The organism is Pantoea sp. FN0307 (assembly GCF_050113815.1).
GTDB lineage: Bacteria > Pseudomonadota > Gammaproteobacteria > Enterobacterales > Enterobacteriaceae > Mixta > Mixta alhagi.
In genome coordinates, this window is sequence record NZ_JBNJSO010000002.1 from 612189 (window position 1) to 625342 (window position 13154).

Sequence of the window (13154 nt, forward strand, 5' to 3'; positions counted from 1 at the left end):
CTTTAAACGCTTGCTCTGCCAGTTAAAAGTTAAACAGGATAGCGGCAGATAAGAAATGGCGCGCGTCCGGTCAGGGATGACCTATAACGTAACCGCAGGATGACCCGTGATGAAATCTTCGCGCCGCAAATGATAGATCGCGGCGGTAACAGGCCCGCTGTCCAACACGATCAGCCCATAACGCAGAGCGATTAACTGTGCGCCACAGCTAATCGCCACCGCCCGGCTGGGCGCGTTGGCTTCAGCGGCTAAAATTTCAATGACGTTAATTTCAGGGCGACGAAAACCCTCTCTGGCCAGCTGCATCACAGCCTGACGGGCGATGCCTTTGCGTTGTTCTTTCTGACGTACCCAATAGCCTATAGCGCAGTGTTCACCAGGCGTTTGCCCATAGCGAATTCCGGCAGCGCCCAGAAAACGATGATCGCTGACGGCAAAAATTCCCATTTCATTTGCTTCGCCTTGTTCCCGTTGACGATCGATCAGGCGGAACCATTCAATAGCTTCATCAGGCTGATAATTCTCATGCGCCCAGGACATCCATGGTTTTAGCGAAGAGAGCGACTCATTAATTGCCGCTGCGTAGTCAGCGGCATCCGTGGCCAGCATCGGCCGTAAATAAATTTCCATGTAGTCTCCGTAGAAACATTTACTCAATAGCCAGCGGAAAAGAGAGCGTTATAAGGGCTTGTTAGAAAAAGTATTGTTGCTTAATTTCTCGCTAATAGCCTGGAGCGGCTTAACATTTCTTAAAGAACATGAACAACTGATATGTAAACTTTATTATACATAATGGATTTGAGGTTTGTCGTTGGCTTTCATGCATAAAATCATATTATTCATATGTTTATATTTATAAATTTGGCGCGTTGATTATTCTAGTAAAAAAAGATATACACATCGGTGATGGTCTGTATTTCCTGTGTTACATTATTTGCTCACCGCAATGACGAAAAGGCCAGAAAGAGGATCGCCAACATGCAAAAAGACGCGCTGAATAATGTCCATATCACAGAAGAACAGATTTTGATCACCCCGGAACAGCTGAAACAAAAGTTTCCGCTGAACGCCGAGCTAGAGGCTCAGGTTGCTGTGGCACGTCAGACCATCTCTGACATTATTGCCGGCCGGGATCATCGTCTGTTAGTGGTATGCGGCCCCTGTTCTGTCCACGATCCGGAAGCAGCGCTCGCTTATGCTCGTCAGTTAAAAGATCTTTCTGAGCAGTTGAAGGATCAGCTCTATATCGTCATGCGCGTCTATTTTGAAAAACCTCGCACTACCGTTGGCTGGAAAGGATTAATCAACGATCCCTGTATGGATAACTCTTTTGACGTGGAAGCGGGCTTACATATTGCCCGGCAGCTGCTGGTGAATCTGGTTGAAATGGGATTACCGCTGGCCACTGAAGCGCTGGATCCCAACAGCCCTCAATACCTGGGCGATCTTTTTAGCTGGTCAGCTATCGGTGCGCGTACCACAGAATCACAAACGCATCGTGAAATGGCTTCCGGGCTGTCAATGCCGGTTGGCTTTAAGAACGGCACGGACGGTAGCCTGGGCACCGCTATTAACGCCATGCGCGCCGCAGCCATGCCGCACCGTTTCGTTGGCATCAATCAGGCCGGTCAGGTTTGCCTGCTTCAGACACAGGGCAACCCGGACGGGCACGTTATTTTACGTGGTGGCAAAACCCCAAACTATAGCCCGGCGGACGTTGAGCAGTGCGAAAACGAGATGTTGAAAGCGGGATTACGTCCGGCGCTGATGATAGATTGCAGTCACGGCAATTCAAATAAAGACTATCGCCGCCAGCCTGGCGTTGCTGAATCCGCCGTTGCGCAAATCAGGGACGGCAACCGTTCCATTATCGGCCTGATGCTGGAAAGCCATATTCATGAAGGCAGCCAGTCCTCTGAGCAGCCTCGCAGTGAGATGCGTTATGGTGTATCGGTTACCGATGCCTGTATTAGCTGGGAAACTACCGCGCAGCTGTTACAACGTATTCATCGGGAGCTCAGCGGCGTACTGGCGGCGCGTTTGTCACAGGAGAGTTAAAAAGAGATGGTGGCTGAACTCAACGCGCTGCGTGATCAGATTGATGAGGTAGATAAGGCATTGCTCGATTTACTGGCTAAACGGCTGCAGCTGGTGGCCGAAGTCGGGGAAGTAAAAAGCCGCTATGGCTTGCCGATCTATGTGCCTGAGCGTGAAGCAAGCATGCTGGCTTCGCGTCGTAAAGAGGCGGAGGCGCTCGGTGTGCCGCCGGACTTGATTGAAGATATATTGCGTCGCGTCATGCGGGAATCCTATTCCAGCGAAAATGATAAAGGCTTCAAGACGCTCTGTCCTGAACTGCGTCCGGTAATTATCGTCGGCGGTAAAGGACGTATGGGGCAGCTGTTTGAGAAGATGCTAATGCTCTCCGGCTATCAGGTCAAAATCCTCGATAAAGAGGAGTGGGAGCAGGCGCCGTCGTTATTGCAGGATGCGGGGATGGTTATCGTTAGCGTGCCTATCCATCTGACCGAACAGGTGATCGCCCGGCTGCCTCCGTTACCGGACGATTGCATATTGGTGGATATTGCCTCGGTAAAAAATCGGCCATTACAGGCGATGCTGGCGGCACATTCGGGGCCGGTATTAGGGCTGCATCCCATGTTTGGCCCCGACAGCGGCAGCCTGGCGAAGCAGGTTGTGGTGTGGTGTGATGGTCGTCAGCCAGAGGCTTATCAGTGGTTTCTGGAGCAAATCCAGGTGTGGGGCGCGCGGCTACATCGCATCAGCGCCGCTGAGCACGATCAGAACATGGCCTTTATACAGGCGCTGCGTCACTTTGCTACCTTTGCTTACGGCTTACATCTTGCTGAGGAAAATGTTCAGCTTGAGCAGTTACTGGCGCTTTCGTCGCCAATTTACCGGCTGGAGCTGGCAATGGTGGGGCGGCTGTTTGCACAGGATCCGCAGCTTTATGCCGATATCATTATGTCTTCAGAAAGTAATCTGGCGTTGATTAAGCGTTACTATCAGCGTTTCGGTGAAGCCATTGCGTTACTGGAACGGAGCGATAAACAGGGCTTTATTGATAGCTTCCGTAAAGTCGAACAGTGGTTTGGCGATTATGCACCGCGCTTTATGCTGGAAAGCCGTTCGCTGCTGCGTTCGGCTAATGATAATCGGGTGTAGCCTGCGGAAGGTGTAATCCACGTAAAATTAAAGCCCGTTCTGACAACGGGCTTTTTTGTTACGCCTGCGGTGGCTGTCCGTTAGAGGCGGTTATACCGCCGTCAACCGGCAAATTAACGCCGGTGATATAGCGGGCATCGTCACTGGCCAGGAAGGCGATGGCGGCAGCGATATCTTCTGCTGCACCCGGACGACCAAGCGCAATACGCTCGTTAAACTTCGCCATCAGCTGGGCATTGTTCTGCATCTCTTCGGTCATATCCGTGATGGTCAGGCCCGGGCAGATGGCATTGACCCGCACGCCATCTTTACCGTAATCCATCGCCAGAGCGCGCGTGAAGTTAGTAATAGCCCCTTTCGCAGCATTATAGATACTCATACCCCAGTCGCCGCCCAGTCCGGACACGGAAGAGATGTTGATAACGTTGCCGCCGCTTTCCAGCAGCATTGGCATGAAAGCGCGAGTACAGTAGAAAACGCCATCAAGGTCGGTAGACATGACCTTTTTCCAGTCTTCATCGCTGGCTTGATGAATTTTTCCTGATGCATTCACACCGGCATTATTGATCAATACATCCGCATGACCGTAATGCTCGCGTACCTGTTCTGCCAGGGCCTCTACATCTTCCCGTTTCGACACGTCGGCAACAACAACCAGATGATCGCCCGCTTTAAGCGTGGCAAAGGTATTATTGAGTTTTTCCCGGGTACGTCCTGTCAGCACCACACTTGCGCCTTCTTGCGCAAAGCGTTTGGCGCTTGCCGCACCAATACCTGAGCCTGCACCGGTAACCACAACGACTTTGTTACTGAAGCGATCCATTTTGCCTCCTTGTTACTGACAACTCGCTAATCCCGATGATTAGCAGCCTGTTAAGCCTGGCATAACAGCGACACGCGGCAGCAATGAAAGGCTAAAATGAATATAAGCTTATGTTTTTAAAGGTTTATTAATCTTTAGAAATTGTTAATGCCATCAAGCTAACGTGGTGCTAACCTCGCCGGCGCGTCGTGGCTCGTTAGTTACCGCCACGATAGTGGGTATGATAAAAGCGCATATACCAGCGATCGGCCTGCTGCTGCATGTCAATATCCTGGAATTTTGCCGGATACAGCTTTTTAGCCAGCCAGAGTTCGCCCAGCCCCATTGCTTCAGGCATGGGATAGCCCCAGGCCTTAGCATATTCCGGCATCAGCCAGACGCGCTGGTGTTGTACTGCATCTATTACCTGCCAGACCGGCTGCGTTTTGATCTCATTAACCACTTGCGGATAACGATTCTGTATCAGGATCACTTGCGGGTTCCAGGCTACCACCTGTTCCATGGAGACCTGTTTATAACCGAGCACTGTCGCTGCGGCGACATTCACCGCGCCGGCATGCGCCATCATCAAACCGGTATATTTACCGGAGCCATAGGTGGTTAGCTCAGGATTAGCGATATAAACCCGCACGCGCTGGCTGTCAGGAATATCGCGCAGACGCGCCTGAATAAGCTCGCGCTGGCTGAAAGCGGCGGTTATCAACTCTTCGGCCTGCTGCGGGCGTTTAACCACCGTGCCAATCAGGCGGATGCCTGCTTTAAGCCCCTCATCATAGGCCTTATTTTCATCTTCCAGCGTCGGGTTTAGCTTTGCCAGCTGTTCCGCTTTCCCGCTGCGTAGGGAAATAGCGATCGTAGGAATGCCGAGGTGTTGAAGACGTTCAATCATGCTGCGTGGTGCATAGTTGGCGACAAACACCACCTGCGGATGGAGCGCGACCAGCGCTTCGGGATCAACATGCGTCAAATCGCCAGGCGCAGGCACGGTTGCCAGCGATGGTGCCAGACGCTCATAGTCAGCGCCCAGCTGTTCTCGCCAGTTATTCAGCACGCCGACAATCTTATCTGTTGCGCCCAGCTGTACCAGCAGATTAAGGGTTTGATGCTGTAATACCACAATGCGATCAACGCGATCGGGAATGATAACCTTACGGCCGAGCTGATCGGTAATTTCTCGATCGGCATGTGCGTATAAAGAAGGCAGGACAAGGCAGAAAAGCAGGGAGATAATTTTAAGCATCATAAGCCTCATTGATTCGCTATATACTTTATTATACAGCGTTGGGTGGGCTGAAAAATGATGCGGCGCAAATAACCCGTGCTGCCAACCCCGTCAGGTTGGCAGCATGCTTTATTGCGGATCGACCGGCACAATATTCTCGCCGGGATAGCAGCCTAATACCTTTAACGAACGGGTAATGGCACGCAGCTCCTGCAGCGCCTGCTGCATCTCATTTGTACGTAGGTTGCCCTGTACATCCAGATAGAACATCTCTTCCCACGGATTGCCGTTGATAGGACGCGACTCCAGTTTGCTCATGATAAGGTTGTGCTGACGCAGCACCAGGAGCGCCTCAACCAGCGCGCCGGATTGCTGGCCGGTGGCCATAATCAGGGTGGTTTTCGCTGGCACCTGTTCAGAAACATCAACAGGCTTACGCGCCAGGACAATAAAGCGGGTAATATTCTGCTGTTGATTCGCCAGATGACGTTCCAGTACCTGCAAATGATAAAGCTCACCGCCCGCCTCGCTGCCTAATGCGGCAACTTTTGGTGAGTTGAGCGCAGCGACTTTCTCCATCGCTGCCGCAGTGCTTTCGGTATATTCAATTTTCCAGTGCGGGAAACGGTTTATAAACTGGCTGCACTGCTGGAAGGGCTGAGGATGACTGTAAACCGTTTCGATCTGCTGTAGATCGGTCGAGCCGGTTACCAGAACACAGTGATCGATAGGCACCGTCATCTCACCGACAATCGACAGGCTGGTTTGCTGCAGGAGGTCGTAAACTTCATTGATTGAGCCAGAGCTGGTGTTCTCAATCGGCAACACGGCGTAATCCGCCTGACCGCTTTCTACTTCCTGAATAATATCCTGGAATTTTTGACAGCCGCTCTCAATTACATTTTCAAAATGGCGTGCGCCATATTTACGCGCCGCCAGATGAGAGTAAGAACCTTTAGGACCAAGGAAAGCAATACGCGCTGATTGTTGATTGGTTTGGTTGAGATGCTTTTGCAGCAGCGCCTGCTGGGTAAGAACGGAATCTTCGATAATCAGCTGAAACAGGCGCGTAATAAAATGGGCATCCAGTTGATGGCTTTTGCCAAGCGTAATTAAGCGCTCCAGCAGATCGCGCTCACGATCGATATCGCGTACCGGACGATGCGTAGCCATCTTAGCTTTAGCGACTTCAATTGCCAGCGTTCGTCTTTCAGCGAGCAAACCCAGCAAATTTTCATCAATGGCGCTGATTTTATTGCGCAAGGCCAATAGCGGATTTTCCGGTTTCATAGCTTTACCTGTCAGATGTCCATAATAAAAAAGCCTCCCGGTGTGGGAGGCTTTATTGTTCGTCTTCGCTTTCTTTTTTCTGCGACGAAACGCCTCCCAAATCAGGGGAAGGTAAAAAAGAAAGCGAAGAAAAACGAAAATTTCATCATATAACCTGCTGTTGTGGATGATGTTAAAGTAACCGTAGCCTTTTGCTACTGTCAATAAAAAACGCGCCCGCAGGCGCGTTGTACCGTTAATTGCGCCCGAATAAACAGGGGCGCATCAGAATTTATACTTCATCATCAACATCAACCGGCGTTAAGCCTTTCACACTGGCAGCGGCACGACGCGCTTCGCCTTTATGCTGAACTTTGTTTAGCTGGCGTTCCAGTTTACTGATGAGCTCATTGATAGCGGCATACATATCTTCATGGGTTGCGCTGGCGACCAGCGGGCCATTAGGCGTGTTGATTGTTGCATCAGCAACATATTCCTTTGGCGCTTTTGAAAGAACGATATGCGGATTGATTAAATGAGTCTGCCACTTTTCAAGCTTGGAGAGACGGTCTTCGACATGCTGGCGGATAGCCGGGGTGATTTCCATTTGTTTACTGGTAATGTTCACAATCATCATGTTTACCTCTCTGTCATTGCCGTCGTAGTAAGTTTAGCATACCGGGAAGAGAAGGGATTTTTGTGACGAAAATCACATTAAGCTGTCACTTTTTGTCAAGGAAATGAAATCTGTGAGGGGGTACGGTAAATGTGCTGAAACCCCTTGTAGAACCCTTTGTCACAGGGCAAACTCAGAGAGTTAACAGCAGGGAATAAAGAAAAACCTGCTGTTTTTGTAAACAAAAAAGCAGCCTGCAGGCTGCTTTTTTGCTGTGCGGCTTAATCAGGCCTGGTTTGCAGCGATAAGCTTTGCGACTTTGTCTGCCTGCGCATTCAGTTGCAGCTTGCGATAGGCATTTTCCATTAGCGGCAGCGCGGTGCGCGTCGCCTGAGTATCTGGATAATTTTTCAGCATTTGCTCAACGCGATTGACTACCGCGACATAGGCTTCGCGTTTCGTGTAGAATTGCGCCACGGAAAGCTCATATTTTGCCAGGCGATTTTTCAGATAGACTAAGCGCTGGCGCGCATCGGTGGCATACTGGCTGTTCGGCCAGCTACGCAACAGCTGAGAAAAGTCACGGAAGGCCGTGCGCGCATGTTCAGGATCGCGATCGGAGCGATCGATACCAAAGAAGCCTTGCAGAGCGGAATCGTCTAACGCCATATCCGTCAGGCCCTTCATATACAGAACATAATCGATGTTCGGATGTGTCGGGTTCAGGCGCATAAAGCGATCGATAGCAGCCTGGGCCATCGGCAGGTCAGCGTTTTTATAGTAGGCGTAGATCAGATCCAGCTGAACTTGTTGGGCGTAAGGGCCAAATGGATAACGGTTATCCAGTGCTTCCAGTTGCGTTATTGCGCCTTTAAAGTTACCGTCCTGCAGTTTTTGCTGAGCCGTTGCATAAAGCTCAGAAGGCGGACTGTCAGGCACTTGATCCTTAGAGCTTGAACAACCCGCAAGAGCCAGGCTCAACGTGGCTGCAGCCACCAGATATTTCATACGCGTCATGACGATTTGATTATCCTCAGAGTGTGTTATTGCGGAAGCTGTCCATTAAGCTCCCGATAGTGACCAGGTACGATAGCACATTATATTAAACGGCATCGCCGTGAAAACCCAACGTTAACGAAGAAGCTGTTTATGGCACAACAAGTAAAACTCACCGCAACGGTCTCCGAATCGCAACTCGGACAACGCTTAGATCAGTCTTTGGCGGAATTGTTCCCTGATTATTCGCGTTCGCGCATAAAAGAGTGGATTCTCGATCGTCGTGTGAGCGTCAACGGTAACATCGTTGATACGCCCAAGGAAAAAGTATTGGGCGGCGAAGCCGTGGCAATCGAGGCGGAAATTGAAGAAGAAGCACGCTGGGAAGCGCAAAATATTCCCCTGGATATCGTCTATGAAGATGAACATATTCTGGTTATTAACAAGCCGCGCGATCTGGTAGTGCATCCGGGCGCAGGAAATCCGGACGGTACCGTCCTGAATGCGCTGCTGCACCACTATCCGGCCATTGTTGACGTACCGCGTGCGGGCATCGTCCACCGTCTTGATAAAGATACCACTGGCCTGATGGTCGTGGCGAAAACCGTCCCGGCGCAAACGCACCTGGTTGAATCGTTGCAGCTGCGTGAAATTACCCGTGAATATGAGGCAGTTGCCATCGGCAATATGACTGCCGGCGGCGTTGTTGATGAACCTATTAGTCGTCATTCAACCAAGCGTACCCATATGGCCGTTCATCCGATGGGAAAACATGCGGTAACGCACTATCGGGTTATGGAGCATTTCCGGGCCCATACGCGTCTGCGTCTGCGTCTGGAAACCGGCCGTACTCACCAGATTCGTGTGCATATGTCGCACATTAACCATCCGCTGGTGGGCGATCCGCTGTATGGCGGTCGTCCGCGTCCGCCGAAAGGCGCTTCAGATGCGTTTATCGCAACGTTACGCGGCTTTGATCGCCAGGCGCTACATGCCACCATGCTGCGCCTTTATCATCCGGTAACCGGTATTGAGATGGAATGGCATGCGCCACTACCACAGGATATGGTCGATCTGATTGATGCGCTGAAAGCCGATACGGACGCATTTAAGGATCAGCTGGACTGGCTATGAACGATCTGATTGTTCCTGACTGGCCAGCACCAGCAACGGTACGCGCCTGCAGCACCACGCGTGCCGGTGGCGTTAGCGCGGGACCGTGGGATTCGCTTAACCTGGGCGATCACGTCGGCGACCAGCCCGCAGCGGTGCAGGCTAACCGGCAACGCCTGGTTGATATGGCCGATTTACCCGCGATGCCCTGGTGGCTGGAGCAGGTTCATGGCACCGAGGTTGTTCGCCTTGATGGAAGGCCGCCAGCCACGCGTCGCGCTGATGCAGTCTGGAGCAATCAGGCCGGAAGGGTTTGCGCGGTGATGACAGCCGACTGCCTGCCGGTTCTCTTTTGTTCTTTTGATGGTAAAGAAGTCGCGGCAGCCCATGCGGGCTGGCGTGGACTCTGCGCTGGGGTCCTGGAAAATACGCTTCGTCAGTTTTCCGCTCCGCCTGAAGAGATTCACGTCTGGATGGGCCCGGCAATAGGGCCAGAAGCCTTTGAAGTCGGCCCTGAGGTCAGAGCCGCCTTTATGGCCCATGATCCGGCGGCAGCTGGCGCTTTTCGTGCTGCTGGCGATAAATTTTATGCCGATCTGTGGCAGCTGGCGCGTCAGCGTCTGGCAGCTCAGGGCGTGGCTTCTGTTAGCGGGGGTGGACGCTGCACCTGGCATGATTCTGCTCATTTTTTCTCCTGGCGACGCAGCGGTACTACCGGACGTATGGCAAGTTTGATCTGGCTGATATAACCTTACGCCACAAGACGATCCAGGGTGCGCTTTTTTTCACCGTAATACAGATCAAAGACCTTGAAAATCTGAGGTCAGGCCTCATTTCATCTCCAGTAGCATTTTGACCTGTATTGGGAGGAATCATGCGTCTGGATCGTCTTACTAATAAATTCCAGCTTGCGCTCGCCGATGCTCAATCCCTCGCCCTTGGGCGCGATAACCAATTCATTGAACCTCTTCACTTGATGAGCGCTTTGCTCAATCAGGAAGGCGGCACTGTGCGTCCTTTACTGGCGACCGCAGGGGTGGATGTAGGTGGATTACGTAACGGTGTTGAGCAGGCTATCAGCCGTCTGCCACAGGTAGAAGGTACTGACGGCGACGTCCAGCCTTCCGCCGATCTGGTGCGGGTACTTAACCTGTGCGACAAGCTGGCGCAGAAGCGCGGCGACAACTTTATTTCATCAGAATTATTTGTTCTGGCTGCGCTTGATTCGCGCGGTTCGCTGGCGGATTTAATGAAATCCGCAGGGGCGACAAGCGACAAGCTAACAAAAGCCATTGAACAAATGCGTGGGGGAGAAGGCGTGAACGATCAGGGAGCCGAAGACCAGCGCCAGGCATTGAAAAAATACACTATCGATCTCACCGAGCGTGCGGAACAGGGCAAACTTGATCCGGTGATTGGCCGTGATGAAGAGATTCGCCGTACTATCCAGGTACTGCAACGGCGCACCAAAAATAACCCGGTGTTGATTGGTGAACCAGGCGTTGGTAAAACCGCCATTGTTGAAGGACTGGCGCAGCGTATCGTTAATGGCGAAGTGCCGGAGGGGCTGAAAGGCCGTCGGGTACTGGCGTTGGATATGGGATCGCTGGTGGCTGGCGCTAAGTATCGCGGAGAGTTTGAAGAGCGTCTGAAAGGGGTGCTGAACGATCTCTCTAAGCAGGAAGGCAACGTTATTCTGTTTATCGATGAGCTGCATACTATGGTCGGCGCCGGGAAAGCGGATGGCGCTATGGATGCGGGCAACATGCTGAAGCCTGCGCTGGCGCGCGGGGAGCTACACTGCGTTGGCGCAACCACGCTTGACGAGTATCGGCAGTATATTGAAAAGGATGCCGCGCTGGAGCGTCGTTTTCAGAAAGTCTTCGTGGCGCAGCCGAGCGTTGAAGATACCATCGCTATTTTGCGTGGCCTGAAAGAGCGTTATGAGCTGCATCATCATGTACAGATCACCGATCCTGCTATCGTCGCGGCTGCCACGCTGTCACATCGTTATATCGCCGATCGCCAGTTGCCAGATAAGGCAATCGACCTGATTGATGAAGCCGCTTCCAGTATCCGTTTGCAAATCGATTCCAAGCCAGAAGCGCTGGATCGTCTGGAGCGTCGCGTTATCCAACTGAAACTGGAGCAACAGGCGCTGAAGAAAGAGTCGGATGAGGCCAGCATCAAGCGTCTGGAAATGCTGGAAGACGAACTCAATCAGAAAGAGCGCGAATACGCTGAACTGGAAGAAGAGTGGAAAGCGGAAAAAGCGTCGCTCTCAGGCACCCAGAACATTAAAGCAGAGCTGGAGCAGGCGAAGATTGCGCTGGAACAGGCGCGTCGTTCCGGCGATCTCGGGCGTATGTCTGAACTGCAATATGGCAAAATCCCTGAGCTGGAAAAACAGCTCGCGGCAGCCACGCAGTCTGAAGGCAAAACCATGCGTTTACTGCGTAACCGGGTGACGGACGTTGAGATTGCAGATGTACTGGCGCGTTGGACCGGTATTCCGGTTGCGCGGATGATGGAAGGCGAACGCGAAAAACTGCTGCGCATGGAGCAAGACCTGCATCAGCGGGTCATAGGCCAGAATGAAGCAGTAGAAGCGGTTTCTAATGCAATACGCCGTAGCCGTGCTGGTTTATCCGATCCGAACCGCCCGATTGGTTCATTCCTGTTCCTGGGGCCGACCGGGGTCGGTAAAACCGAACTGTGTAAAGCGCTGGCTAATTTCCTGTTCGACAGCGACGACGCGATGGTGCGTATCGATATGTCGGAGTTTATGGAGAAACATTCGGTGTCGCGGCTGGTGGGGGCACCTCCGGGCTACGTAGGGTATGAGGAAGGGGGATATCTTACCGAGGCCGTACGGCGTCGCCCTTATTCTGTGATTCTGTTGGATGAAGTAGAAAAGGCGCATCCTGACGTCTTCAATATTCTGTTGCAGGTGTTGGATGACGGCCGCCTGACGGATGGGCAGGGACGTACCGTTGATTTCCGCAATACCGTGGTGATTATGACCTCTAACCTGGGGTCCGATCTGATTCAGGAACGGTTTGGCGAGCTGGACTATAGCGCAATGAAGGATGTAGTGATGTCGGTAGTGAGTCATCATTTCCGTCCTGAGTTTATTAACCGTATTGATGAGGTTGTGGTGTTCCATCCGCTGGGTGAAAAACATATCGCCTCTATTGCTAAGATCCAGCTGCAACGGCTGTACAAGCGTCTGGAAGAGCGCGGCTTTACGGTGAATATGTCTGAAGAGGCATTAAAACTGCTGGGGCAGAATGGGTATGACCCGGTATATGGCGCTCGTCCGTTAAAACGTGCGATTCAGCAGCAGGTAGAAAACCCGCTGGCGCAACAAATATTGTCTGGAAAACTGGTTCCGGGCAAAGCGATAGATATAGATGTGCAGGATGGCATTATTACAGCACGTCAATAAATCATGTAAAAATGGGCCGAAAGGCCCATTTTTGTCTCTGTGAAGTGCTTTTTTGCATGGTTTATAGGCATAGTGCGCGAAATGTGAACGGTTGAATTTATTTTTGAAATTAGCACTTGCGAGGTCTCAAGAACTCCCTATAATGCGCCTCCATCGACACGGCACAACGGCTTACGCCACGCGGTGTTGAGCGGTTCAGCAAGATGAATCGCCGGAGAAAAACTTCTGAAAAAGAGGTTGACTCTCAAAGAGGAAAGCGTAATATACGCCACCTCGCGACAACGGTATCAGGTGCCGGTCGCAACGCTCTTTAACAATTTATCAGACAATCTGTGTGGGCACTCACGGACGGGATATCGCAAAAACTATTGCAGTATCAAGTCTCAGAGTGAACACGTAATTCATTACGACGTTTTTCTTTGAGCATCAGACTTTTAAATTGAAGAGTTTGATCATGGCTCAGATTGAACGCTGGCGGCAG

The 13154-nt window shown here is 51.7% G+C and carries 12 protein-coding genes and 1 other annotated feature; of the genes, 5 read left to right on the forward strand and 7 right to left on the reverse strand.

The features are described 5' to 3' along the window. Positions 1-81: 81 nt before the first annotated feature. Positions 82-630 carry a GNAT family N-acetyltransferase gene (locus ACQE3Z_RS10435; protein WP_426973727.1) on the reverse strand — a complete coding sequence of 183 codons (549 nt, stop codon included), beginning with the start codon at positions 628-630 and terminating at the stop codon, positions 82-84. A 348-nt stretch (positions 631-978) separates the two neighbouring features. Here ACQE3Z_RS10435 and ACQE3Z_RS10440 point away from each other — a divergent pair, with 348 nt between their 5' ends. Both ACQE3Z_RS10440 and tyrA read left to right on the forward strand, forming a co-directional pair. After that, on the forward strand, positions 979-2058 hold the full coding sequence (locus ACQE3Z_RS10440; protein ID WP_426973728.1) for a 3-deoxy-7-phosphoheptulonate synthase: 1080 nt from the start codon (positions 979-981) through the stop codon (positions 2056-2058). Between the two features lie 6 nt (positions 2059-2064). Next, complete coding sequence (tyrA, locus tag ACQE3Z_RS10445; protein ID WP_426973729.1) at positions 2065-3186, forward strand: bifunctional chorismate mutase/prephenate dehydrogenase; 1122 nt, start codon at positions 2065-2067, stop codon at positions 3184-3186. A gap of 58 nt (positions 3187-3244) precedes the next feature. On the opposite strand, the gene ACQE3Z_RS10450 is transcribed toward tyrA, so the two are convergent. The 6 genes from ACQE3Z_RS10450 to bamD form a co-directional block, all read right to left on the reverse strand. Further along, complete coding sequence (locus tag ACQE3Z_RS10450; protein ID WP_250650717.1) at positions 3245-4009, reverse strand: SDR family NAD(P)-dependent oxidoreductase; 765 nt, start codon at positions 4007-4009, stop codon at positions 3245-3247. Between the two features lie 196 nt (positions 4010-4205). Next, positions 4206-5252, reverse strand: a complete 1047-nt coding sequence (locus ACQE3Z_RS10455; RefSeq protein WP_426973730.1) for an ABC transporter substrate-binding protein — start codon at positions 5250-5252, stop codon at positions 4206-4208. A gap of 108 nt (positions 5253-5360) precedes the next feature. After that, positions 5361-6521, reverse strand: coding sequence for a bifunctional chorismate mutase/prephenate dehydratase (pheA, locus tag ACQE3Z_RS10460; RefSeq protein WP_426973731.1), 1161 nt, complete (start codon positions 6519-6521; stop codon positions 5361-5363). A gap of 23 nt (positions 6522-6544) precedes the next feature. Then, positions 6545-6671 (reverse strand) — a sequence feature (Phe leader region). Continuing rightward, on the reverse strand, positions 6623-6667 hold the full coding sequence (locus tag ACQE3Z_RS10465) for a hypothetical protein (RefSeq protein ID WP_418304153.1): 45 nt from the start codon (positions 6665-6667) through the stop codon (positions 6623-6625). Its footprint overlaps the feature before it by 45 nt. A 121-nt stretch (positions 6672-6792) precedes the next feature. Further along, positions 6793-7134 carry a ribosome-associated translation inhibitor RaiA gene (raiA, locus tag ACQE3Z_RS10470; protein WP_250652762.1) on the reverse strand — a complete coding sequence of 114 codons (342 nt, stop codon included), beginning with the start codon at positions 7132-7134 and terminating at the stop codon, positions 6793-6795. A 267-nt stretch (positions 7135-7401) separates the two neighbouring features. Continuing rightward, entirely contained in the window at positions 7402-8133 is a 732-nt protein-coding gene (gene bamD / locus ACQE3Z_RS10475) for an outer membrane protein assembly factor BamD (RefSeq protein WP_426973732.1), read from the reverse strand. Positions 8134-8265: 132 nt separating this feature from the next. Here bamD and rluD point away from each other — a divergent pair, with 132 nt between their 5' ends. From rluD to clpB, 3 genes are all read left to right on the forward strand, one after another. Beyond that, positions 8266-9246, forward strand: coding sequence for a 23S rRNA pseudouridine(1911/1915/1917) synthase RluD (rluD, locus tag ACQE3Z_RS10480; RefSeq protein ID WP_426973733.1), 981 nt, complete (start codon positions 8266-8268; stop codon positions 9244-9246). Then, a complete protein-coding gene (yfiH, locus tag ACQE3Z_RS10485) occupies positions 9243-9974 on the forward strand; it encodes a purine nucleoside phosphorylase YfiH (RefSeq protein ID WP_426973734.1) in 732 nt (243 codons plus the stop codon). Before rluD ends, yfiH begins: the two co-directional genes overlap by 4 nt. A 125-nt stretch (positions 9975-10099) precedes the next feature. Beyond that, complete coding sequence (clpB, locus tag ACQE3Z_RS10490; RefSeq protein WP_085070507.1) at positions 10100-12673, forward strand: ATP-dependent chaperone ClpB; 2574 nt, start codon at positions 10100-10102, stop codon at positions 12671-12673. Positions 12674-13154: the final 481 nt, after the last annotated feature.

Coding starts and splice junctions, on each gene's coding strand:
- yfiH (WP_426973734.1), top strand. CDS start 9,243: ATGAACGATCTGATTGTTCCTGACTGGCCAGCACCAGCAACGGTACGC.
- ACQE3Z_RS10455 (WP_426973730.1), bottom strand. CDS start 5,252: ATGATGCTTAAAATTATCTCCCTGCTTTTCTGCCTTGTCCTGCCTTCT.
- ACQE3Z_RS10440 (WP_426973728.1), top strand. CDS start 979: ATGCAAAAAGACGCGCTGAATAATGTCCATATCACAGAAGAACAGATT.
- bamD (WP_426973732.1), bottom strand. CDS start 8,133: ATGACGCGTATGAAATATCTGGTGGCTGCAGCCACGTTGAGCCTGGCT.
- rluD (WP_426973733.1), top strand. CDS start 8,266: ATGGCACAACAAGTAAAACTCACCGCAACGGTCTCCGAATCGCAACTC.
- tyrA (WP_426973729.1), top strand. CDS start 2,065: ATGGTGGCTGAACTCAACGCGCTGCGTGATCAGATTGATGAGGTAGAT.
- pheA (WP_426973731.1), bottom strand. CDS start 6,521: ATGAAACCGGAAAATCCGCTATTGGCCTTGCGCAATAAAATCAGCGCC.
- ACQE3Z_RS10450 (WP_250650717.1), bottom strand. CDS start 4,009: ATGGATCGCTTCAGTAACAAAGTCGTTGTGGTTACCGGTGCAGGCTCA.
- ACQE3Z_RS10435 (WP_426973727.1), bottom strand. CDS start 630: ATGGAAATTTATTTACGGCCGATGCTGGCCACGGATGCCGCTGACTAC.
- clpB (WP_085070507.1), top strand. CDS start 10,100: ATGCGTCTGGATCGTCTTACTAATAAATTCCAGCTTGCGCTCGCCGAT.
- raiA (WP_250652762.1), bottom strand. CDS start 7,134: ATGATTGTGAACATTACCAGTAAACAAATGGAAATCACCCCGGCTATC.